The 22,068-nt window shown below is 58.9% G+C and carries 21 protein-coding genes; 12 read left to right on the forward strand and 9 right to left on the reverse strand.

Features of this window, described 5'->3' with window-relative positions; genetic code table 11:
- Positions 1-4 precede the first annotated feature (4 nt).
- The 3 genes from hemB to NUW46_RS17995 form a co-directional block, all read right to left on the reverse strand.
- Positions 5-1,024, reverse strand: coding sequence for a porphobilinogen synthase (gene hemB / locus NUW46_RS17985; RefSeq protein WP_418140850.1), 1,020 nt, complete (start codon positions 1,022-1,024; stop codon positions 5-7).
- 141 nt (positions 1,025-1,165) lie between these two features.
- On the reverse strand, positions 1,166-2,119 hold the full coding sequence (locus NUW46_RS17990) for a lipase secretion chaperone (protein WP_418140851.1): 954 nt from the start codon (positions 2,117-2,119) through the stop codon (positions 1,166-1,168).
- Between the two features lie 226 nt (positions 2,120-2,345).
- Complete coding sequence (locus NUW46_RS17995; protein ID WP_069182139.1) at positions 2,346-2,567, reverse strand: hypothetical protein; 222 nt, start codon at positions 2,565-2,567, stop codon at positions 2,346-2,348.
- 272 nt (positions 2,568-2,839) lie between these two features.
- Here NUW46_RS17995 and NUW46_RS18000 point away from each other — a divergent pair, with 272 nt between their 5' ends.
- From NUW46_RS18000 to panP, 4 genes are all read left to right on the forward strand, one after another.
- Complete coding sequence (locus NUW46_RS18000; RefSeq protein ID WP_136629886.1) at positions 2,840-3,472, forward strand: TetR/AcrR family transcriptional regulator; 633 nt, start codon at positions 2,840-2,842, stop codon at positions 3,470-3,472.
- Positions 3,473-3,474: 2 nt separating this feature from the next.
- Entirely contained in the window at positions 3,475-5,175 is a 1,701-nt protein-coding gene (locus NUW46_RS18005; RefSeq protein ID WP_209399711.1) for an isovaleryl-CoA dehydrogenase, read from the forward strand.
- Positions 5,176-5,326: 151 nt separating this feature from the next.
- Positions 5,327-5,671, forward strand: a complete 345-nt coding sequence (locus NUW46_RS18010; RefSeq protein ID WP_418140852.1) for a DUF503 domain-containing protein — start codon at positions 5,327-5,329, stop codon at positions 5,669-5,671.
- 189 nt (positions 5,672-5,860) lie between these two features.
- The gene (gene panP, locus NUW46_RS18015) at positions 5,861-7,537 is read left to right on the forward strand and encodes a pyridoxal-dependent aspartate 1-decarboxylase PanP (protein WP_069182142.1); all 1,677 of its coding nucleotides are present in this window, start codon (positions 5,861-5,863) and stop codon (positions 7,535-7,537) included.
- A gap of 252 nt (positions 7,538-7,789) precedes the next feature.
- Here the strand turns inward: panP and NUW46_RS18020 are convergent, their stop codons facing one another.
- Together NUW46_RS18020 and NUW46_RS18025 are read right to left on the reverse strand one after the other, a co-directional pair.
- Positions 7,790-8,056, reverse strand: coding sequence for a hypothetical protein (locus tag NUW46_RS18020; protein WP_069182143.1), 267 nt, complete (start codon positions 8,054-8,056; stop codon positions 7,790-7,792).
- An 89-nt stretch (positions 8,057-8,145) separates the two neighbouring features.
- Complete coding sequence (locus NUW46_RS18025; protein WP_418140853.1) at positions 8,146-9,705, reverse strand: inorganic phosphate transporter; 1,560 nt, start codon at positions 9,703-9,705, stop codon at positions 8,146-8,148.
- Between the two features lie 208 nt (positions 9,706-9,913).
- Here NUW46_RS18025 and NUW46_RS18030 point away from each other — a divergent pair, with 208 nt between their 5' ends.
- From NUW46_RS18030 to NUW46_RS18040, 3 genes are all read left to right on the forward strand, one after another.
- The gene (locus NUW46_RS18030; RefSeq protein ID WP_418140854.1) at positions 9,914-11,017 is read left to right on the forward strand and encodes a GGDEF domain-containing protein; all 1,104 of its coding nucleotides are present in this window, start codon (positions 9,914-9,916) and stop codon (positions 11,015-11,017) included.
- A gap of 79 nt (positions 11,018-11,096) precedes the next feature.
- Positions 11,097-11,543 carry a flavodoxin gene (locus NUW46_RS18035; protein WP_418140855.1) on the forward strand — a complete coding sequence of 149 codons (447 nt, stop codon included), beginning with the start codon at positions 11,097-11,099 and terminating at the stop codon, positions 11,541-11,543.
- A gap of 102 nt (positions 11,544-11,645) precedes the next feature.
- The gene (locus NUW46_RS18040) at positions 11,646-14,204 is read left to right on the forward strand and encodes an EAL domain-containing protein (protein ID WP_418140856.1); all 2,559 of its coding nucleotides are present in this window, start codon (positions 11,646-11,648) and stop codon (positions 14,202-14,204) included.
- 4 nt (positions 14,205-14,208) lie between these two features.
- Here NUW46_RS18040 and NUW46_RS18045 read toward each other — a convergent pair whose 3' ends face one another.
- The 3 genes from NUW46_RS18045 to NUW46_RS18055 form a co-directional block, all read right to left on the reverse strand.
- Positions 14,209-15,066: an acyl-CoA thioesterase gene (locus NUW46_RS18045; RefSeq protein ID WP_069182148.1), complete on the reverse strand. Its 858-nt coding sequence runs from the start codon at positions 15,064-15,066 to the stop codon at positions 14,209-14,211.
- Positions 15,067-15,199: 133 nt separating this feature from the next.
- Entirely contained in the window at positions 15,200-16,354 is a 1,155-nt protein-coding gene (locus NUW46_RS18050; protein WP_418140857.1) for an NAD(P)/FAD-dependent oxidoreductase, read from the reverse strand.
- Positions 16,355-16,414: 60 nt separating this feature from the next.
- Positions 16,415-16,582: a rubredoxin gene (locus NUW46_RS18055; protein ID WP_008173532.1), complete on the reverse strand. Its 168-nt coding sequence runs from the start codon at positions 16,580-16,582 to the stop codon at positions 16,415-16,417.
- A 266-nt stretch (positions 16,583-16,848) separates the two neighbouring features.
- Here NUW46_RS18055 and NUW46_RS18060 point away from each other — a divergent pair, with 266 nt between their 5' ends.
- From NUW46_RS18060 to phoR, 5 genes are all read left to right on the forward strand, one after another.
- Positions 16,849-17,406 carry a hypoxanthine-guanine phosphoribosyltransferase gene (locus NUW46_RS18060; RefSeq protein ID WP_069182150.1) on the forward strand — a complete coding sequence of 186 codons (558 nt, stop codon included), beginning with the start codon at positions 16,849-16,851 and terminating at the stop codon, positions 17,404-17,406.
- Positions 17,387-17,950, forward strand: a complete 564-nt coding sequence (locus NUW46_RS18065; RefSeq protein ID WP_209399701.1) for a chorismate--pyruvate lyase family protein — start codon at positions 17,387-17,389, stop codon at positions 17,948-17,950. Before NUW46_RS18060 ends, NUW46_RS18065 begins: the two co-directional genes overlap by 20 nt.
- Before the next feature lie 69 nt (positions 17,951-18,019).
- Positions 18,020-18,907 carry a 4-hydroxybenzoate octaprenyltransferase gene (ubiA, locus tag NUW46_RS18070; protein ID WP_136629879.1) on the forward strand — a complete coding sequence of 296 codons (888 nt, stop codon included), beginning with the start codon at positions 18,020-18,022 and terminating at the stop codon, positions 18,905-18,907.
- 76 nt (positions 18,908-18,983) lie between these two features.
- Complete coding sequence (gene phoB / locus NUW46_RS18075) at positions 18,984-19,676, forward strand: phosphate regulon transcriptional regulator PhoB (protein ID WP_069182153.1); 693 nt, start codon at positions 18,984-18,986, stop codon at positions 19,674-19,676.
- A gap of 53 nt (positions 19,677-19,729) precedes the next feature.
- On the forward strand, positions 19,730-21,049 hold the full coding sequence (gene phoR / locus NUW46_RS18080) for a phosphate regulon sensor histidine kinase PhoR (RefSeq protein WP_069182154.1): 1,320 nt from the start codon (positions 19,730-19,732) through the stop codon (positions 21,047-21,049).
- Here phoR and NUW46_RS18085 read toward each other — a convergent pair.
- Positions 21,046-21,924 (reverse strand): response regulator, encoded by an 879-nt coding sequence (locus NUW46_RS18085; protein WP_418140858.1) that lies wholly within the window; start codon positions 21,922-21,924, stop codon positions 21,046-21,048. The two genes, phoR and NUW46_RS18085, sit on opposite strands and share 4 nt — an antisense overlap.
- Positions 21,925-22,068: the final 144 nt, after the last annotated feature.

Below are 22,068 nucleotides of genomic sequence, written 5' to 3' on the forward strand. Positions count from 1 at the left end.
TGACCTATCCGTGTTTTCGATCCCGCATCAGTCGGGCCGCGCGCACCGCAAAGTAGGTCAGGATTCCGTCGGCCCCTGCCCTTCGCATGGCCATCAGGCTCTCCATCATTACCGCATCGCCATCCAGCCAGCCGTTCTGGGCTGCCGCCATGTGCATGGCATACTCACCGCTGACCTGATAGACAAATGTCGGCACCCGCAATTCCGCCTTCACCCGATGCACGATATCGAGATACGGCATGCCGGGCTTGATCATCACCATATCCGCGCCTTCGGCCAAATCCATGGCAACCTCATGCAATGCCTCATCGCCGTTGGCAGGATCCATCTGATAGGTGGACTTGTTGCCCTTGCCGAGATTGGCCGCAGACCCCACCGCATCCCGGAAAGGTCCGTAATAACTCGAGGCGTATTTGGCAGAATAGGCCAGGATTTTCGTATTCACATGACCGCCGTTTTCCAGGGCTTCGCGAATGGCACCTATCCGCCCATCCATCATGTCTGACGGTGCCACCACATCGGCACCGGCGTCGGCATGGGAAAGCGCCTGATTGACCAGCGCCTCGACGGTGACGTCATTCAGCACATAGCCGTCGTTGTCGATGATGCCGTCCTGGCCATGGGTGGTGAAAGGGTCCAAGGCTACATCGGTAATCACACCGAGTTCCGGATGCGCTGCCTTCAGGGCGCGAACCGCCCTCTGCGCCAGACCCTCAGAATCCCAGGCCCCGGAGCCGGACAGATTCTTGTTTTCGGACGGAACAACAGGGAACAGCGCAATCGCCGGGATGCCCAATTCCACCAGCTCCGCCGCCTGCTCAACTAGCAGATCAATACTCAGGCGCTCCACCCCTGGCATGGAAGGTACCTGTTCCCGCTGTCCCTCGCCCTCCAGCACAAACACCGGATAGATCAGGTTGTCCGGCGTGAGCTGGTTTTCCCGAACCAGGCGACGGGAAAAGTCGCTGGCCCGGTTACGGCGCAGGCGGGTGGCGGGAAACGCACGGGGAGTCGGAATCGGCACTGACAACCTCCTGAATGGCTGAACGAATAATCTGATGGGCCAGCGCGGCATCGGCCGGGCGCCCTTTGCGTCATCATACACGGCCAGCGCCGCCGGTTGCAGACTCCCTCAGCAGGATAAGGCGATTAAATGACAGGCTGATTACCGGATCGAATCCAACGCCCGGGCACGGATCCGTTCGGTTTCATTGAAGTGGCTGGCTCTGAGTCGCTCCAGCGCTTCCCTGCGTTCCGGTTCGGCCAGCCCGGAGGACAACAACCGGTCCCGCTCCCCGGCATAGGCCTGCCAGCGGCGGTCCCAGTCCTGTTGTTCCGCCTCAAGCCGGGCGAGCCTTTCGGCTGCTGCATCACCAAAAGCTTCCCGGCGCCAGGCCTCAAGAGCCCTCGGGTCATCCGACAGTTCCTGACGAACCTGCTCATAGTCCTCAAACCGGCGTGTTTCCTCCCGGGCCTTGCGGAGGGGTTCCGGAAGGGAGGACTCAGCCTGGCGCAGGGCTTCGGCTTTCTGCTCGTCGGTCAGACTGTCATCGCTTGCAATCCTGAGTTTCTCGACCTGGAAACGATCCACCGCTTCATCGTCGGCAAAAAAAGCGTTGGCCGTGTCGGCGTCCAACCAGGTACGGCGCAGAGCCTGGATCTCTGCCATCCTGCGCTGCAGCTCCCCGGCCCCGAGCCCGGAAACCTCTCCGTAGCTCTGCTCCAGTTCCGAAACTGCCAGCTTGTAGTCCAGATAGGCGCCAAGGGTTACCAGGGCCTGGGCTCTCGCCGGCTCATCGAGAACCGACAGGGCCCTCTGTATGCGAGCCGCCAACTGCGGCAGGGATTCCTCGCCCAGGGCAGAGAGAAAATACTCAAACAGCTGTCGCAGTTGCGGGGTTGGTATGAGATTGCCCAGCCCGTCCGTTCGGGCCCAACCGTCCGGCACTGACGTACCCGCCAGCGAGGCTGGTAGCTGCTCAGGAACAGGAACCGAGGACGCGTTGTTCACCAACTTCGATGGTGCGGCAGCAACATCCTTCCGGGCCACTGATATCGGCGGTTCCCCGGTGGTCTGCGGCGCATTCGAGTCGCCATGGCTGGCAAGATCTGCTCTCATCAACCAGAAGCTGACAACAGCTGCTATTATCAGTAGCAAAACAAGCAAAAGACGGAAATGGGACTTCATTGCCACAGGAATTCCGGGTCTTCGGGTGACTGACGGCTTGCCCAGGTTACCGGCGCAAAACCACAGAGAATGAGGATAAACGAGGCTGGCCAGTCATACCGAGACAGGGATCAAAAATGGAGCCGGGGCGGAGCGCCCCGGACTGCCGCGCCAGCGTTCAGAGGGAGCGGTTGTTAAAACCCACATCCACCTTTCGCGGCGTGTCAGAGCGGAAGGAGGTATCCACCTCCTGAATTTTTCCGCCCTGGCTCAGGAAGGCTTCGATGTCTGCCTGCAACTGTGCACGAACACGTGCACGGCCGGCTATGGAATGGTTGTCGTCACTGTCGCTGGTCCAGCCTCCGGACTGCTCCAGGTTGCTTTCGTCGAATTCACTCATGATCTTTTCTCCATCAACGAAAACAGATGGTCGAGTGCTGCGACCCCGCAGGGGACCTCACTCCGTATCGACGAAGTCCGCCTGCGGCCTCGCCTTGGCGTCTTTATAATCTGCTTTTGGTGACCACGCTATTTCTTGGCAACGTCTTTTTTGTAATTTTTTGTAAACATTGACAACCAATTGAATTGCATGCGGAAATTTTACATTCGTCAGTAGGTCAAAAAAATTGACACAAAGAATGAATAATGATTCACTACTTGTAGGGAGCCGGAATGGCCTATCGAGAAACGGAAAAAATGCGCCAGCGTAAAGCCGAGGCGCGAAAACGAATCGTGGAGTGCACTTATCAGTGCGTGGCCGAGGGCGGCTTCAGAAGCGCCCGCATCACCCGGATAGCCGGTTTGGCCGGCGTTGCCACAGGAACTATTTACCGGCATTTCGAGTCCAGAGAGGACCTGTTCGCGGAAATTTTCCGGTTGGCAACCCAGCGGGAAGTCGACAAGGTTGCCGAGGCCCTTGGCTCCCCCGGGAACGCAGCTGAACGACTGGAACGGGCACTCAGACAGTTCGCCGAACGGGCACTGAAAGGCCCGCAAATGGCCTGGTCGCTGATCGCCGAGCCGGTAGACCCGAAAGTTGAGGAAGAAAGGCTGGCGTATCGCAAGGCCTACGCCAACCTGTTTGAGAAAGCGATCCGCGAAGGCATTGAAGAAGGATGCATCCCGGATCAGGACGCTCTCCAGAGCAGTACATGCCTGGTCGGCGCCATCGCGGAAAGCCTGGTTGGCCCACTGTCACCCACACAGACCAGCCAGGCGAACAGCGCAAAAGAAGACAACAATGACCCGCTGGTCAATTCCATCATTCGCTTTTGCATGCAGGGGTTGACCGGCACCAGGAGGTAGCTATGAACGCGCGGCAGCCCCAGCCAGAGATGCCACTAAAAGACCAGGAAGATCGCTACCTGGCCAGCACCCACGAGGTCTTCAACCAGCCTCCGGCTCTGGAGAACTACAACCTGTTCGAGCAGGATATCGCCCTGCAGGAAGCAGCCCTCCGGGAAGGTGCCGGCAAGGCAGCCGAGGATCTCAAGGCATTCGGAGCTCTGGCCGGAGCAGCGGAAACCATCGACCTGGGGTTTCACGCCAACGCCAACAAACCGGTGTTCAATACCCACGACCGCTACGGCCACCGGATTGATGAAGTGGACTTCCATCCGGCCTACCACGAGCTGATGCGCATCGCCTTCGACAACGGCCTGCACAGCAGCCCCTGGAGCCATCCAGGACAGGGTGCACATGTTGCCCGCGCCGCCAAGTACTACATGCACTCCCAGGTGGAGGCCGCCCACTGCTGCCCCGTGACCATGACCTTCGCCGCCATCCCGTCGATCCGGAAACAACCTGAGCTGGCGGCGGACTGGGAAGCCCGGATACTGGCCGACAGCTACGATCCCCGCAACCTGCCGGACAACCAGAAAACCTCGGTTACCATCGGCATGGCTATGACCGAGAAGCAGGGCGGCAGCGACGTTCGCGCCAACAGCACCAGAGCCTATCCGATCGGCACTGGCGGCCCCGGCCAGGCCTATGAGCTGGTGGGCCACAAATGGTTCGTTTCTGCCCCGATGTGCGACGCCTTTCTGGTGCTGGCCCAGACACAGGGAGGCCTGTCCTGCTTCCTGATGCCCCGCTGGCGCCCGGACGGCACCAAGAATCCCTGGCAGGTCCAGCGTCTGAAGAACAAGATGGGCAACGTCGCCAACGCCTCCAGCGAAGCCGAACTGCGGGGCGCACTGGCCTGGATGGTTGGCGAGGAAGGCCGTGGTGTCCCCACCATCATTGAAATGGTTGCCATGACCCGCTTCGACTGCATGATCGGCAGCTCCGCCGGCATGCGCCAGGCCATCGCCCAGGCCAGCCACCACTGCCGACACCGCAGCGCCTTTGGCGCCCGCCTGGTCGACCAGCCCCTGATGCAGAACGTCCTGGCCGACCTGGCCCTGGAAAGCGAAGCGGCGCTGGCCTACACCATGCGCATCGCCCGCGCCCTGGACAACCAGGATAAGGAACACGAACGTCTGCTGGCACGCCTGGCCACCCCCGTCGGCAAATACTGGATCTGCAAGCGCACACCGAACCATGCCTACGAGGCCATGGAATGCATCGGCGGCAGCGGCGTGATGGAAGACTGCATCATGCCCCGGCTGTTCCGGGAATCGCCGGTCAACGCCATCTGGGAAGGCAGCGGCAACGTCCAGTGCCTCGACACCCTGCGCGCCCTGCAAAAAGAGCCCGACACCCTCGACGCCTTCTTCAAGGAAGCCGCCGAAGCCAAAGGCGCCGACCGCCGCTTCGACCAGTTCCTGGCCCAGCTACAACACGACTTCGCCGACATCAGCGATTTCCAGTACCGCGCCCGAAACCTCGTCGACCGCATGGCCCTGGCCCTGCAGGGCTCCCTGCTGCTGCGACACTCGGATGCCGCCGTCGCCGACGCCTTCTGCGCCTCTCGCCTGCAGTCCAATGGCGGGATGAACTACGGCAACCTGCCCTCGGGCACCGATCCGGCAGCCATTATCAAACGGGCGACGCCTGTAGTAGGCTAGACACAACAGAATCCAACTGAGAGATCGAGAACCGGCGGGGAACTCCTTTCCAAAACCTTGCGGAGCCATGGATGGCGGAGCAGAGCGTACAAGGACGTATTCACAGCGTGTTTTGGAAAGGAGTTCCCCGCCGGTTCCTGCACCCAAGTCTATGTCTGAAGCACTCAGAAAACTCCTGCGGGAAGGCCACGCTCTCCAGCAGCCAGTCATCACCCCCCACGTGGGCGTGCTGACCCTGCACTTCCAGCTTTACGGCTGCGACGACCTCAAAGCCAAGCGCAAAGTCTTCACCGCCCTGAAGGCCGTCTGGGGCAAAGAGCCCGACCTGGCCGTCGCCGAAACCGCCGACCAGGAGGCCCTCGACTGCGCCACCTGGACCATTGCGGCCCTTGGCACCTCATCCCAACAGATCACCCAACGCCTCGACCAGATCGAAAAAGCCATCGAAGAACGCGTGGATGCTGCCATACTGGATATACACCGGGAGATACTCTGACCGGAAAATCCCGGGCAGCAGCCGTGTGGCGTAACCCGTTGTCAGGCCGTATACTACGCCCCCTCAGGGATGCCAGTGCGCCTGCCAGCGGCGGGTGACCAGAAACCAATGCCGGACATGAATGCCGGCCGTATCCGCAGGGCATCCGGAACCGGCCCTTCGGATGACCACTGAGTGTGAGTGGCACCTATGACCGGAAAGAAAAAATCCGCCCAGGCTTCGGTAGAGGCCATGTATCGCGTATTCACGGTGCCTGAGGCGCCGGAATCGACGCTGAGCCGGATTGACCAGAACATCTCCAGCAATCTTGCAGGCTTTCTGCAGGAGCACATCGTAGCGGTTGAGCGGGATCTCTCGGATGTGGAGAAAGACTTCTCCGATTACAGCATCCCCGAGAAGCCTGTCTTCGTGTCTGAGCAGGCCCAGTTCCTGCTCGACAAACTGGTGGCCAACTCCGTTCACACTGCGTCGCCGGCCTTTATCGGGCACATGACCTCAGCGCTGCCGTACTTCATGCTGCCGCTGTCAAAGATCATGATTGCCCTGAACCAGAACCTGGTCAAAACCGAAACCTCCAAGGCCTTCACGCCCATGGAACGCCAGGTACTGGGCATGATCCACCGCCTGGTATACCAGGAAGACGGCGCCTTCTACCGCAAGTGGATGCACGACCCCCGTTACGCCCTGGGGGCCATGTGCTCCGGCGGCACGGTCGCAAACCTCACCGCCCTGTGGGTTGCCCGCAACCGGGCGTTCCCCGCGGAAGGCAGCTTCCGGGGTCTGCACCAGGAAGGCCTGTTCCGCGCGCTGAAATACTACGGCTACGAAGGCGCCGCCATCGTTGTCTCGCGCCGCGGCCATTATTCCCTGCGCAAAGCCGCCGACGTACTCGGCCTGGGCCGCGAGTCCCTGATACCGGTGGATACCGACGACGAAAACCGCATCAACACCGATGCCCTGCGGGACAAATGCCTGGAACTGCAGCGTCAGAAGATCAAAGTCATGGCCATCTGCGGCGTGGCCGGCACCACCGAAACCGGCAACGTCGACCCCCTGGATGCCATGGCCGACATCGCCCGGGAATTCGGCGCCCACTTCCACGTGGACGCCGCCTGGGGCGGGCCGACCCTGTTCTCCCGCACCTACAAACACCTGCTGCGCGGTATCGAGAAGGCAGACTCCGTCACTTTCGACGCCCACAAACAGCTCTACGTCCCCATGGGCGTTGGCTTGGTGGTATTCCGCGACCCGAGCCTCGCCAGTGCCGTTGAACACCACGCCCAGTACATCATCCGGAAAGGCTCCCGGGATCTCGGCAGCACCACCCTTGAGGGCTCGCGGCCGGGCATGTCCATGCTGATCCACTCCGGCCTGAAAATCCTGGCCCGGGAAGGCTACGAGATCCTGATCGACCAGGGCATCGACAAAGCCAAGACCTTCGCGGACATGATCGAAGCCGAATCGGATTTCGAACTGGTCACCAGGCCCGAACTGAACATCCTGACCTACCGCTACTGCCCGGAAAACGTCCAGGAAGCCCTGGCGATTGCCGACCCCCTACAGGCGGAAAAGCTCAACACCTGCCTGAACCGGATCACCAAGTTCATTCAGAAAACCCAGCGGGAACGGGGCAAGGCATTCGTGTCACGGACGCGCCTGGAACCGGCCCGTTACTTCAACTTCCCGTGCATCGTGTTCCGGGTGGTACTGGCCAACCCGCTGACCACCAAAGAAATCCTGGCGGACATCCTTTCGGAACAGAGAGAGTTGTCCCGGGATGAGGGTATCGAGGATGAGATCAGCATCCTGCACCAGATGGCGGATGCGGTATTGAAGCAGGCAACGCCAAACGCCAAACAGGCTTGAGTACGGCGGGAAACACTGGAGCCTGAAGAGTCGGCTGGGGGGACGTTTCAAAAACTGTGCGGAGCCAGGGATGGCGGAGCCAAGCGTACAGGGGTGAAACAGAGCGCTGATGAAGCGAAGCTTCATGCGATAGCTGAACGACAGCAATCTAGGATTGCTGGCTGGACCCCGGAGGGGGATTCACAGCGTGTTTTTGAAACGTCCCGCCAGCCAACTCCTCCCCGAGCTTTCAGGCCAAGAGCCTGGATTAGATCAGTAAAGCGCCTCTTCATCATCCAGCACATCGTGGATGATATCCAGGAACATCTTGTCCGCTTCACTCCAGTTCTCCGGAATCCGGATGTTGGTGCTGGCACTGATCTCCTGTGCAATCAGCTCCTCGGCATTCGGCTGACCGCGATGCTTGCGAGCGATCTCCATGGATTTTACGGCAATAGTCGGATCGCTCAGAACCTTCTTGATAAAGGTCCTCAGCTCATCAATCATCTTCGCCTGACGGCTCTCAACGGATGAACTCATACTTCACTCCATGGACAAATAGGCTTGCGGGGTGAAACACCCCTTTTGAAAGATAGTATGACCAAACTCGGTTTATACAACCAGCCCGGTCAGATCAACAAGCCCCGGAGCGTAAAGAACAGCGTCGCCGCCATGATGGCAGATGCAGGCACCGTAATGATCCAGGCCGCAGCAATTCGCACAAGGTGCGAACGCTTGACCATCTCTTCGCGGTAAATCTTCTTCAGGCGCTTGCGCTCCGACTTGGACAGGGGTACCTGCTTTTTCTTCTTGGCCTGCTTGAGCAGATTCTCCATCTCCTCAACCGAGGCATTGCGGAAATCATCCAGGAAAGGCTTGAGACGCTCCTGCTCTGCCGGATCATGGTGCTCCATGATCTTGTGCAACTGGGTTGCATAGTTGGACTTCAGGTACTCACGGAGGAAGCCAACGCCGAACACGCCACCTATGGCAATATGGGTGGAGCTGACCGGCAAGCCCAACTGGGACGCAAGAATCACCGTGAGTGCTGCCGACAGGGCAATACAGAAGGCCCGGGTCTTATCCAGTTCGGTGATCTCACTGCCAACGGTCTTGATCAATCGCGGCCCAAACAGCATCAGGCCAACAGCCAGGCCCAACGCACCCACCATCATCACCCACATCGGGATACTGGCGGAAGTCACCACAGAATTCGCGGACAGGGCATCGTTGATCGCCGCCAGCGGACCAATGGCATTGGCGACGTCGTTAGCTCCGTGAGCAAAGCTCAGCAGAGCTGCAGCAAAGATCAAAGGCCAGGTGAACAGGGTATTCACGCCCGCCGAACTGTTCTCCATGGTCGATGCCATGCGCCCCACCAGGGTACGCATGATGAAAAAGACCACGGCAGCCGTGGCAAGGCCGATGAGCGTAGCCTCAAGAAAATCGACTTTCACGATCTTCTTGACGCCCTTGATCATGAGATAGGTGCCAAAGGCCCAGGCCATGATCGCCACCAGCCAGGGCACAAAGGTTCTGGCCGCCGGAATGACCTCCCTCCTGTAGAGCACCGTTTTCTTGATCGCAAACAGGAACAGGGCGGCCAGAGCACCACCGAGGACAGGCGAAATCACCCAGCTTGCGGCGATCTTGCCCATGACCGCCCAGTCGGCGATCCCCCAGCCACCGGCAGCAATACCGGCGCCCAGAACGCCGCCAACGATGGAGTGGGTGGTGGACACCGGCGCACCCATCCAGGTGGCCAGGTTCAGCCAGAGGGCGCCCGCCAGCAAGGCGGCTGTCATCAGCCAGACAAAAGCCCGACCGTCTTCCAGATTGGAGGGATCGATGATGCCGCCCTTGATGGTGGACACCACGTCACCGCCCGCAATAATCGCACCACCGGCTTCAAAAATTGCGGCGATAACGACAGCCGCACCCAGGGACAAGGCCCCGGAGCCCACGGCAGGGCCCACGTTATTGGCAACGTCATTGGCGCCAATATTGATCGCCATGTATCCGCCAATCACCGCAGCGGCCATCAGCAGCATACTGTTGGGCATTCCCTGACTGAATGATCCGACAGTCAACCATACGCCAAGTAAAAAAAGCAGGCTGATGCCGACCCTGTATCGTTCCGTGGTAGGGCTGGTAAGAAGGGTATCCAGGTATCCGCTCGAACGGGCCATAACAGATCAGGTCTCGTTTAGTCTGTGAGGATTGGGGGCGACCTCAGTCGCGCGGCAACTATAAAATTTTTGACATGAAAATGAAATAAAACGGTCACAATTCACACAGACTAAACACATCACAGACTGGAGTGCAAAAACCCATTAAATTGACTCATAATTCCAAAAATAAGCGTCAAAATTACAAAAACAGCAAAAAAAGGTCCCCATGCCCCATTCACCCTCCTCCGGACAGCTGGCTGCCGGCGAGCGGGAAGACGGCCAGGTTTCGCGACTGCTTACCTGGCTCTCGGCAACCGCTATCGTTTTTCTTATTGGCATCGGAACCAAGGCCTGGTTTGCCGGGCACTTGACCCATGCCTGGGTGCTCTGGTCATTCATCGGCCTGATCGCGCTGAATATGCTGTACTTCGCCAGCACCGGAAACCGTGCGCGCCAGAAAGCCGGGATGATCGTAATTGTCGGCCTGCTGTTTACCTACCTGATTGCCTCCGGCGGCGAGAGCAACACCGGGCCACTCTGGTTTTATGTCTTCCCCCCTCTGCTGTTTTACCTGACCGATCTCAAAACCGGCACGGCCGTCCTGCTGTTCTGTTACCTGATTGCCGTCGTGGTATTCCAGTTTCCGGGGTTGCCCCTGGTCTCAGCGGAATACAGCATGGATTTCAAGATCCGTTTTTTTGCGGCCCTGACCTTCGAATCGATTTTCTGTTTCGTCCTTGAGGCCAGCCGACTGAAAGCACGCAACGAGCTTCTGATCCTTGCCGAAACCCACGAGCACGCCGCCCGCACCGATGACCTCACCGGGCTGGCCAATCGCCGTGAAATGCAGAACCGCCTCAGCATGGAGTTTTCCCGTTACCAACGTTCCGGCCACCATTTTTCCATTGCCCTCATCGATCTGGACCTTTTCAAACAGATCAACGATCGGTTCGGACACGACGCTGGCGACCATGTACTCCGGGAGTTCGCCGAATTGATGCGAACCGTGATTCGCCAGGCGGATGTCGCGGCCCGATGGGGTGGTGAAGAGTTTCTGGTCTTGTTGCCGGACACTTCCCTGCTCCAGGCCCTGACGCTGGCTGAACGCTTACGGTCCCAGGTTGCCCGCCATCCGTTCCGGTTCCGGGACCAGGCCTTGCCTGTGACCATCAGTGCCGGTGTCTGCTCCATTGCCAAGGCCCGCTCCCTCGACGATCTGCTAAAACAGGCCGACCTGAACCTTTACAACGCCAAGGAAGCCGGGCGCAACCAGATAGCACCGCGGGTTCGAAGCCAGGAAAGCGGGACTTCCGCCAGCCTCTCGCCTTGAGGCAGCATATTACTCCCGCTATGATCGAGCGCCACTGAACAACCGTAACGTCATTTCCATGGCAGCGAACAGGTAACCTATGACATCACTCAGAATCCTGGTGGGCAGCGTCTACGGTGGCGCACTCCTGACGGCCAGAACCATCAAAAAGGAACTGGAAAAAGAGGGACACCACGTGACGGTGCTGGAGAATCCGGCGCTGGATGACATCACCTCGAACGATGATCCACTTCTGGTGTGCACCTCTACAACCGGGCAGGGCGAACTGCCGGCGAACCTGTTGCCCTTCTACCTGGACCTTCGGGATCAACTGCCCCAGCAGCCGGGCCGGCCATTTGGCATTATTGTGCTGGGCGACAGTTCCTACGGTGATACCTTCTGTGGCGCCGGCGACCTGATTGAGGAAGCTCTGTACGAGACTGCCGCCCGCAAGGTTGGAGACACGCTTCGGATTGATGCACTCGAAACCATGGAGCCGGAAACCGAAGCACTGCCCTGGGTCCAGTCATGGCTGCAGCAGGTATGAGCCACGGCTACAAAAATTTGCCAAACAGGGCCCACCGGTGACTTGAGCCGCCAAAGGCGACACGCCATACTCGTCTGGACAACGACAATTAAACGGTACGACGTGGCATCCATTTACTGGCTTCGTTTACTGATAACGCTTCTGCTGTTATCGGGTCTGGCCGCCCCATCCCTCGGGGCTGAGGTTTCCTATGTTCCGCAGATCGAGTATCTGCGTACCGCCACCGATAACAAGCTGACAGCCAGTGAAGCGCTGGCTTCCGACGACTGGCAAACGCTCGAGGAAGAAAGTCCGAATTTTGGCTATATCCAGGACATCGTCTGGCTGCGGTTTCCGGTGGGCCAACCTGCGACCATCAATCTGCTGGAAGTTCGTTACTCACAACTGGACGAGCTGACCTTTTTCCTGCTTGAGAACGGTCGGATCGCACAGCGCGTGGAAACCGGCGATCACGTTCCCTTTAACCAGCGCCCGATACTACACCGTCATTTCCTGTTCCCTTTCGAACAGAGCATTGCCAGCGAGTATGAGATATTGCTTGAGGTACGCACAGACGGTGCCATGCAGATTCCGGTTCGACTCTGGAACGCCCAGGCGTTTTTCGAGCATTCATCCACGGAAGACCAGATGCATGCGGTCTACTATGGCATCCTGATCACCGTCATTTTCTTCAATCTGTTTATTTTTGCCGCGCTGCGAGAGCCGGTATACCTTCTCTACGTTCTGTCGACACTGGGCTATCTCCTGCTGATTGGCAGCTTGAACGGGACTACATTTCAGTTTCTCTGGCCCCAGAGTCCCGCACTACAGAATCAGATCATGTTGCTGGCGGTACCCTTCTCTCTGCTGTTCACGCTCATTTTTTCCCGTTCGTTCCTGAAGCTTGAAGCCACCGGCCCCGTTCTGAACCGGCTCGTGGTGTTCATGGTTTCCGTGAATGCAGTGGTCGGGCTTATGACATTCTTCCTGGACTACAGCACTGGCAGTCGCCTGACCGTGGCCCTGGCAATACCCAGTTGTCTGCTGCTCACTGTGCTGGGGCCGGTGCAATGGTGGAAGGGAAACCCGCAGGCCGGCTATTACACCGTGGCCTGGGCCGCATTGACTCTGGGCAGCGCGATTACGGCGGCTAACAAGTACGGTTTGCTGCCCAACAATTTTGTGACCACTTACGGTATGCAGATCGGATCGGCACTGGAAGCCATTCTGCTAACCCTGGCCCTGGCGGCACGGCTTTATCAGGAACGGCAGGACAAGGTCGAGGCGCGGGAAGCGGAACTGAAGGCTCTGGCGGCACGGCGGTCAGCAGAGCTGAAGCTGATGGATCATGCATTGCACAACCCCCTCACCGGCCTTCCCAACCGGGGCAGTCTAGAGATGATGCTGAATGATCTGATGATTCGCAGCCCTGAGCGACGCTATGGCATTGCGGTCATCCACCTGAACAATTTGCAATCGGTCACCAAAACCCTGGGGCATCGCAACAGTGACCGGATTCTGGAGCTGGCATCCAAGCATTACAATGCCGTTGCGCGTGAGCTTCCGGGCACCCTGCCGGTGGAACAGAGTGACCAGCGCAATTTTTACCTGGCATCACTGGATCCTCAGACCTTTGCATTCATTGTCGACGCCGATGCCACAGGCGCCGTGCCCAGGGCCATTCTCAAGGCACTGGAAGGCATACGTTACCCGATAGACTATCTGGGTATGCAGATTCCCCTGGACCCAAGGCTTGGGGTGGCCATCTTTCCGGAACACGGCACGGATGCCAACACCCTGATACGCCGTGCCGTGATCGCCGAAGGTTCGGATTCCGCGCGAGAGCGGGGTATTGCCTATTACAAATCCAAAAAAGACTCTTACAGTGCCGACCGGCTGACCATGGTGTCGGAGCTGCGACACGCCCTGAACACCAACGAGCTTGTCCTGTTCATGCAGCCCAAGCAGAGCCTGAAGACAGGTCGGATTGTCGGAGTTGAGGTTCTGATTCGCTGGCCTGGCCGGGCGAAACCGATCCGCGCCGATGAGATAATTACCCTTGCGGAACAGACGGGCCTGATCAAACCGCTGACCCGGTGGGTACTCGAGCAATCACTGGAGCTGCGTTCACGGTTGCTGGATCGTGGCTGGCCTATGAACATATCCATCAACATCTCGCCCAACAACCTGCGGGAACCGGACTTTCCCATTTTCGTTCAACGTTTGATGAACAGCTATCACAGCCATCAGGGCGCCATTATTTTCGAAGTAACCGAAACCTCCATGATGCAGGACCCGGGCAACTCTCTGAAAGCCCTCAACTCTCTGAGCGCCACGGGTATCCCGGTATCAATCGATGACTTCGGCTCCGGGTATTCCTCCCTGTCCTATATCAAGCAGTTGCCCGCAAGCGAGATCAAGATCGATCGTTCACTGGTTACCGAGCTCACCACCGAGGCGGAAGACCGTGTGATTGTCCAGACCACCATTGAAATGTGCCACAGCCTGGGCTACCAGGTGGTGGCAGAAGGCGTGGAGGATGACGTCACAGCCAATCTGCTCCGGGACATGGGCTGCGACATGATCCAGGGCTATCTGCTGACGCCGCCGCTGCCGTTTGATGAACTGTTGGAGTGGCTGGAGCGCAGTCAACAACAGCCCGAGCGGCGCAAGCTGGGGTGACTGGCTAGGACCTCTGTCGGATCAGCGCTTCCTGGGTGGTGGATGCCACCAGCACCCCCTCCTGATTGAAGAAATTACCGCGATTGAAACCCCGCCCGGCCGACGCGCTGGGGCTGTCCTTGTCGTACAGCAGCCATTCGTCCATGCGGAAATCCCGGTGGAACCAGATCGCGTGATCCAGGCTGGCCACCTGCAGCCCCTTACTCATGAAGGTCAGGCCGTGTGGGTTCAGTGAAGTGCCGAGAAACTGGAAATCCGATGCATAGGTCAGCAGGCAGCGGTGCAGCACGGGATCGTCGGGAAGATGCCCCTGTGCGCGGAACCAGCTCTGTTTATGGGGCGGGCGCTTCTCCGGCTTCAGGGGGTTGACCGGGTTCACCGGCCGAATCTCGATTGGGCGGTCGCGGGTCAGGATCGGCCGCATTTTTTCCGGCACCTGGGGGGCCAGCAGTTCGCCCCACTCCTGTTCCGAGCGCAGTGTTTCCGGGTCCGGCGCATCCGGCATGGTCAGCTGATGCTCGAAACCCTCCTCGGCCACCTGAAACGACATCGACCCGGTCAGGATTTCCTTGCCATCCTGACGGGCAATCACCCGACGTACCGAGAAACTGCCACCATCGCGGACGCGCTGGACCTCGTAGTCGATGGGCATGCTCTGGTTACCAGGGCGCAGAAAATAGGCATGGAGGGAGTGACACAGGCGACCTTCGACCGTCCGGCTGGCCGCCATCAACGCCTGGCCGAGCACCTGGCCGCCAAACACGTTGGGAAAGCCCAGATCCTCACTGTCACCCTGGAAATGATCGTCACCGATGGGCGAGAGATCCAGCAACTCCACCAGTCTCTTGGTTACCTCAAGCATGCCTGCTCCTGTGATTTCGTTAGCACACGAAGGAGTTTTCTACCGCAAGCGGCGAAATTTCGCAACGGAAAGCCGTGATCGGTCATTATAAAACAGCCCCGTGGGAACGGGGCTGTCGCATGGAACGGGAGAGTCAGCTGTGTATCGGTGGCACTTCCTTCGAGAGGGCCTGCTTTTCCATGGCAAAGCTGCCGGTCACCGCAAATCCAAGGACATCGCCACCGGGGCTCTTGAACAGTGCCTTGACGCTGGTGCCATCCTGCTCCACCTCCCAGCTGCCCTCGGCCTCCGAGGGTGGCGGGCAAACCGCCGTGGGACAACAGGGGGTTTTGATCATCACCGGCATGGTGCCGTAGCTCACTTCAGTGCGCTCACCCAGCAGCGTTTTGGCAAGCGCCCGGGAACAGGCCATCAGCGGCAACACATACAGCAGGACGTGTCCGTCCACTTCGGCGCAGTCGCCGAGTGCGTAGACATCCGGTGCCGAGGTCTCCAGAGCGCGATTGACGACGATGCCACGGGACGTCTCGAGCCCGGCAGCCCGGGCCAGATCGGTCCTGGGACGCAGGCCGACGGCGGACAGTACCAGATCTGCCTCGAGAACTTCGCCATTGGCCAGGGTAAGACTGACACCATTACCCTGGCGGTCCACCCGTTCAACCACGGTACCCAGGTGAAAGCCAACCCCCAGATTCTCCAGCTCCTGCTGGACAGCGCTGGCCGCAGCCTCCGGTAGCAATCCGGGCATCACCTCCTCGGAGGGTGCAATTACCTCAACGTCATAACCGCCGTTGCGAAGGTCGTTGGCAAACTCACAACCGATCAGACCGGCCCCCATGATCGCCACCCGCTTACCCTCGCCCAGGGCTTCCCGGAAGGCGCGATAATCCATCAGGTCATTGATAGAGAACACATGCTCCTGAGCATCCCCGTCGAGGCTAAGCCGGATTACATCGGCACCCCAGGCGAGGACCAGCTTGCTGTAGGCAAGGCGTTCATCACCGAGAATCAGTTCGTGGGCGTCGGTATCAATGCCGGTAACCGTGGCAAAGGTGCGGATCCGGACGTTCAACTGCTCTGCCATGGCGTCGGTCGCGCCCTGGGCCAGCCCGTCGGCATCCTTCCCCTTGGTAAAGCCGGTGGACAACATGGGCTTTGAATAACTCACGCCATCGTCGGCGGTCACCATCAGAACCGGTGACTCCTTGTCCTGCTTGCGGATTTCCCGTGCCAGCGAATAGCCGGACAACCCGGTACCAACGATGATGATGGGGGCCTGTTCAGTCATAACCGCATTCCTGTATTTAACGAACCCTGGCAGATTTCACCTGCCGCGCGCCGGTCAAGATCAGCCGATCTCGATCATCTCGAAGTCTTCCTTACCGACACCGCAATCGGGACAGACCCAGTCTTCCGGTACATCTTCCCACTTGGTACCAGGCTCAATGCCGTCCTCGGGCCAGCCCTCGGCCTCATCGTAAATCAGGCCACAAACCACGCACTGCCACTTCTTCATAGGTTTTCTCCAAAAAATCAGTCGGGCGCAATAATAATTGTCGGACAATCATGCACGCAAGTGTTTAGTTCGCATAACAGATACGAACAACTGTCGAATCAGGCCATCATACCCATCGCTCCGGAATTGACCAATGCCAATACCGACGGCCCCGCCGGGGGTTTTCTGCCAATAGCCACAATTACAGATCTGACAACAGAAGCCGCCCCTCCCTTCTGCCGCCCCTCTCCGGTATAATCGCCGGTTTTACGACAGGACCGACCGATATGACCGATACCGTCGCCGAAATGAACCAGGTAATGGCCGAGGCCGACTGCCTGGTCGATGAACAGCAGGTACAGACTGCAATCGGCAACCTGGCCGACGATATTACCGCCCGCCTGAAAGACAGCAACCCCCTGCTATTCTGTGTGATGAATGGCGGACTTATCCTTACCGGACAACTGCTTCCCAGACTCCGGTTTCCGGTCCAGGCCGAATACCTGCACGCCACCCGTTATCGTCAGGAAACCACAGGCGGCATCCTTGAGTGGAAGTTACAGCCCGAGGCCGACATGAACGGCCGTACCATCCTGATTGTCGATGACATTCTTGATGAGGGCACCACCCTGTGCGCCATCGCCGACTACTGCCGCGCCCACGGCGCCCGTGAAGTACTCACGGCGGTCCTTGTCGACAAGCAACACGACCGCAAAGCCCGCCCGGATCTGAAAGCCGATTTCACCGGCCTGGAAGTGGAAGACCGCTTCCTGTTCGGCTACGGCATGGACTACAAGGGCTACTGGCGTAACGCGCCTGGCATCTATGCTGTCAAGGGACTCTGACATCGACAGCCGCCTGACCATACCTCCGACGGACTGGTACCAATCGCTGACGGCTGCCGGCCTCCGAAATCCGAAAGTGCATGGGCCCGCCCGGTACTGGCTGCAGGTTGAGGGCTCATTTACCCGGGCCCTGCAGAAACAATGCAGCCGCTCCTTTCACGTTGAGGTCCGCCGCGAGGGTTTTGCAACGCCCACACAGGAAGAGGCCCGACATCTTGGCATTCCACACCGGCAGTTCGCGTGGATACGGGAAGTCAGCCTGTGTGGTGATAACCAGCCCTGGGTTTTGGCCAGAACGGTCATTCCCCTGAACTGCCTGGAAGGTGAGGGCCGACGACTGCTGCACCTGGGAAACCGGCCGTTGGGCGCCTACCTGTTCACAAGCCCCCATTGGCAACGGGGACCACTGGAAACCGGGCTCTGCAACCCGGCACTGCCCGGCCAGCCGGAACTGGCCCGTCGCTCCCTGTTCAGCGGCCACAACAGCTCCCTGCTGGTTGGTGAATACCTGCTGCCAGCCCTGTTTCAGCGAAGCACGCTTTAACCGGCCTCCTGCGACTGGCTATAATCGCTGTTCTCATTCAATTCCCAGAACACCAGACGGACGCCCGCCATGCTGCCTGATGTTGTGCCAGAACCTATCCAGCGCCGGTTGGCCGATTATGCCAGCCTGCTGAGAATCGACCGCCCGATCGGCACCCTGCTCCTGCTGTGGCCAACCTACTGGGCGCTCTGGCTGGCCGGTGATGGTAGCCCTGGGCTTGGCAACGTTATTGTGTTCACCCTGGGCGTCTTCTTCATGCGTGCGGCCGGCTGCGCCATCAACGATTTCGCCGACCGGGACTGGGACAAGCACGTCAAACGCACCAAGGATCGCCCCCTGACCGCCGGCCGGGTCAAACCCTGGGAAGCGGTGGCGCTGTTCGCCGGCTTGTGCCTGGTTTCCTTCCTGATGGTGGTTCTGTTCACCAACCCGCTGACTCTGTATCTCTCCTTCGGCGGTGCGCTGCTGGCGTTTATCTACCCGTTCATGAAGCGCTACACCCATTTACCCCAGCTGTTCCTCGGCGCAGCTTTTTCCTGGGCCATTCCCATGGCCTGGGCGGCGGAAGCGGGGGAGCTGAGCCAGCTCACGTGGCTGCTCTTCACCGCGAACGTGCTCTGGACCGTGGCCTACGACACGCTCTATGCCATGGTGGACCGTGACGACGACCTGAAAGTGGGCATCAAATCTACGGCCATCCTGTTTGGCGATGCCGATAAAGCGATCATTGCCATGCTGCAGGGCATGGTGGTGCTGATACTGATCATGGTAGGGCACCGCGCTGAACTGGGCACTTTCTATTACCTGGGTGTTGTGGCCATGGCCTGCCTGTTCGTGTACCACCAGTACCTGGCGCGGGAACGGGAACGTGAGGGTTGCTTCAAGGCGTTTCTCAATAATAACTGGGCCGGCTTTGCGGTTTTTGTGGGCCTGGTGATTGATCTCATGGTCAACTGAACCTGTCATATACTTGTAACACTTGAGCGTTGTAATGAGGCAGCAACAAATCAAGGTCTGACACAGGTTAACGCCCATGAATGGAAAAACTGTCCTGATCGTCGATGACGAGGCACCGATTCGCGAGATGATCGCCGTGGCCCTCGAAATGGCAGATTATGACTATCTGGAGGCAGAGGATGCCCGGGAAGCCCATGCCCTGATTGTCGACAAACAACCGGATCTCGTGCTCCTCGACTGGATGCTACCCGGCACCAGTGGCGTGGAACTGGCACGTCGCCTGAAGAAAGAGGAAGCGACGGCCGATATTCCCATTATCATGCTCACCGCCAAGGTTGAGGAAGACAACAAGATCCAGGGTCTGGAGGTGGGTGCCGACGATTACATCACCAAACCCTTCAGCCCCCGGGAGCTGGTTGCCCGTCTGAAAGCGGTCCTGCGTCGTGCAACGCCACCGGGCGTAGACAGCCCGATTGAAGTGGAAGGCCTGACCCTGGACCCGGTCGGTCATCGCGTCACCACCCAGGAGGGTGCCCTTACCATGGGCCCCACCGAATACAGACTGCTACAGTTCTTCATGACCCACCAGGAACGGGTATATACTCGCTCCCAGCTTCTGGACCAGGTTTGGGGTGGCAACGTCTACGTTGAGGAACGGACAGTCGATGTTCACATCCGCCGGCTCCGCAAGGCGCTCGGCGACAAGTACGACCACCTGATCCAGACGGTACGGGGAACCGGCTATCGTTTCTCGACCAGAGCCGCGTAAGTAACTCCGGCCAGCTGAGCATCGGCCCCGGAACGGACACAAGGCAGTTTTTGATGCAGCACAACTGGTCGCGATACCTGCGCTACATTATCGGTGGCCTGATTGGCTCCACCCTGGTTGGCCTTTACTTCGGAGAGCCTGTCTACGGCCTGACCTTTGGTCTGATTGTCTACCTGTGGTGGACGCTGCTTCAGGCCCGGCGCCTTTACCAGTGGCTGACCAACCCCAGCGCCACCGACGAAGCACCCCAGAGTATCGGGCTCTGGGGCGACATCTTCGACAATCTCCACAAACTGCATCAGACCCACCTGAGAACCCAGGACCGGTTGAGAGCCCAGATAAACCGGGTGCAGGAGTCCACCAACGCCATGCGCGATGGTGTGATCATGACTGACTCCCGGGGAGCCATGGAATGGTGGAACGGCTCCGCGGAATACCTGCTGGGCTTTAGGCGAAATACCGACCAGGGGCAGTACATCCATAATCTGATCCGCACGCCAGCGTTCAAAACCTACTTCGATTCGCGCGATTACCGGGACCCCCTGGAAATACATTCGCCGGCCAAGCCTCACATCCACCTGCAGATTCAGATCAGCCTGTTCGGTGATGACGATCGCCTGATCGTCGCCAAGGATGTAACCCGCCTGTACCAGCTCGAACAGATGCGCCGGGACTTCGTCGGTAACGTTTCCCACGAGATGCGCACGCCTCTGACCGTCATCAGCGGTTACCTGGAAACCCTGGTGGACAACGCTGAAGACCTGCCCCCGAAGTGGCGCCGCGCCATCAACACCATGGCCGCCCAGTCATCCCGGATGGAAGCCCTGATAACCGACCTGATCCTGCTATCGCGGATCGAAACCGGGGAACAGACGGTGAACGACACGCTCACGGACGTGGACCAACTGCTGACTCAGATCTGCCATGACGCCCGGGCACTCAGTGGCGAAAAACAGCACGAGATTTCCGTGCATATCGGCGACCACCGGTTGCTCAAAGGCGATGAAAGCCAGCTACGCAGTGCGTTTTCGAATCTGATTTTCAATGCCGTGAAGTACACGCCTGCAAACGGCCAGATCAGCGTATCCTGGTCGACAAACCGGGAAGGCGCTCACCTGTCCGTGAAGGACACCGGCATCGGCATTGATCCGGTTCACATACCTCGCCTGACGGAACGCTTCTACCGGGCCGATCCCAGTCGCCATAAGGATACCGGCGGCACTGGCCTTGGCCTGGCAATCGTCAAACACGTATTGCTCAACCACGATGGCAACCTGGAAATTCGCAGCCGGATTGGCGAGGGCAGTGAATTTATCTGCCATTTCCCCCGGGAACGACTGGTCGAACGCATCCCGGAGAGTGCGGAAGGCTAGCGCATACCCGCACGGAAACGGGCGACAAACCTCGATAAGTCCTCAAGCTTTTTCGGGTCTTCATCGACAAAACGGATGGTGACGCTGACAAAATCCGTGTCCTGGCGTTTATCCACCGCCTGCAACTGGTGCACGTAACCATTGAGGCGGGCCATCTGGCCTTCGCCGGTATCGATATCGACCACCGCCTGATCGAGAATGCCCGGAAACACCTGATCCCGCTTGGCAATCACCCGCACCTCGGTCAGGTTGATATCCTTGACCACCGATTTCAGGGTGCTTTCCGCAAAGCGTACCGAAGCCATGCTCATGGAACCGCGGGACGGGGTCTGTTTGGGCGTTGCGGCAGGGGCTGCCTGCGCAGGTGACGAAGGAGATGCAGCAGCTTGGCTATCCGCCACGGTGTCCGGCTTGCGGGTGAGCAGATTGGCCGACTCCTTGAACGCATCGGCCGGACTGGCCATGGACTTGCCACTGCGATCCATGGCGTCTTTCAGTTTGCGGCCCATCACCTTGATGATCTTTTTGCTCAAGCCCTCGGGACTGAACGGCTTGCCCAGGTATTCGGAAACGCCCCCCTTGACCGCTTCAATCACATGATCCTTGTCGCCGCGACTGGTGATCATGATAAACGGGACGTTTTCATATTGCGGCTGCTGGCGCATCCACTGCAACAACTCCAGTCCCGACATTTCCGGCATCTCCCAATCGCACAGGATCAGGTCAAACGCCGTCCGCGACATCAGCGACTGGGCCCGACGGCCATTCTGGGCATCGGTTGTCTCAATCACCGGAAAACGCTGGCGCACGGTTCGTTTAACCAGATCACGTACAAAGCTGGCATCATCAACGACCAGCGCTTTCAGCATTGCCATGGTTCAGACCTTCCCCTAGCTACAACCCGAATCTATGGTCCAACTATAGAACAAAGACTCGCGCCAGAAACCTGCCGGCAACAAAAAGACGACAATCAACAGAGTCCGGGAACCCGCAGGTTAAAGAATTGTCACTCCACCGGG

Source organism: Marinobacter sp. MA, from assembly GCF_048298425.1.
Lineage (GTDB): Bacteria > Pseudomonadota > Gammaproteobacteria > Pseudomonadales > Oleiphilaceae > Marinobacter > Marinobacter salsuginis.

Bases quoted from the DNA above. Each gene is read 5' to 3' on its own strand.
- NUW46_RS17990 (WP_418140851.1), bottom strand. From the start codon at position 2,119: ATGAGAGCAGATCTTGCCAGCCATGGCGACTCGAATGCGCCGCAGACC.
- NUW46_RS17995 (WP_069182139.1), bottom strand. From the start codon at position 2,567: ATGAGTGAATTCGACGAAAGCAACCTGGAGCAGTCCGGAGGCTGGACC.
- NUW46_RS18000 (WP_136629886.1), top strand. From the start codon at position 2,840: ATGGCCTATCGAGAAACGGAAAAAATGCGCCAGCGTAAAGCCGAGGCG.
- NUW46_RS18005 (WP_209399711.1), top strand. From the start codon at position 3,475: ATGAACGCGCGGCAGCCCCAGCCAGAGATGCCACTAAAAGACCAGGAA.
- NUW46_RS18010 (WP_418140852.1), top strand. From the start codon at position 5,327: ATGTCTGAAGCACTCAGAAAACTCCTGCGGGAAGGCCACGCTCTCCAG.
- panP (WP_069182142.1), top strand. From the start codon at position 5,861: ATGACCGGAAAGAAAAAATCCGCCCAGGCTTCGGTAGAGGCCATGTAT.
- NUW46_RS18020 (WP_069182143.1), bottom strand. From the start codon at position 8,056: ATGAGTTCATCCGTTGAGAGCCGTCAGGCGAAGATGATTGATGAGCTG.
- NUW46_RS18025 (WP_418140853.1), bottom strand. From the start codon at position 9,705: ATGGCCCGTTCGAGCGGATACCTGGATACCCTTCTTACCAGCCCTACC.
- NUW46_RS18030 (WP_418140854.1), top strand. From the start codon at position 9,914: ATGCCCCATTCACCCTCCTCCGGACAGCTGGCTGCCGGCGAGCGGGAA.
- NUW46_RS18035 (WP_418140855.1), top strand. From the start codon at position 11,097: ATGACATCACTCAGAATCCTGGTGGGCAGCGTCTACGGTGGCGCACTC.
- NUW46_RS18045 (WP_069182148.1), bottom strand. From the start codon at position 15,066: ATGCTTGAGGTAACCAAGAGACTGGTGGAGTTGCTGGATCTCTCGCCC.
- NUW46_RS18050 (WP_418140857.1), bottom strand. From the start codon at position 16,354: ATGACTGAACAGGCCCCCATCATCATCGTTGGTACCGGGTTGTCCGGC.
- NUW46_RS18055 (WP_008173532.1), bottom strand. From the start codon at position 16,582: ATGAAGAAGTGGCAGTGCGTGGTTTGTGGCCTGATTTACGATGAGGCC.
- NUW46_RS18060 (WP_069182150.1), top strand. From the start codon at position 16,849: ATGACCGATACCGTCGCCGAAATGAACCAGGTAATGGCCGAGGCCGAC.
- NUW46_RS18065 (WP_209399701.1), top strand. From the start codon at position 17,387: ATGCTGTCAAGGGACTCTGACATCGACAGCCGCCTGACCATACCTCCG.
- ubiA (WP_136629879.1), top strand. From the start codon at position 18,020: ATGCTGCCTGATGTTGTGCCAGAACCTATCCAGCGCCGGTTGGCCGAT.
- phoB (WP_069182153.1), top strand. From the start codon at position 18,984: ATGAATGGAAAAACTGTCCTGATCGTCGATGACGAGGCACCGATTCGC.
- phoR (WP_069182154.1), top strand. From the start codon at position 19,730: ATGCAGCACAACTGGTCGCGATACCTGCGCTACATTATCGGTGGCCTG.
- NUW46_RS18085 (WP_418140858.1), bottom strand. From the start codon at position 21,924: ATGGCAATGCTGAAAGCGCTGGTCGTTGATGATGCCAGCTTTGTACGT.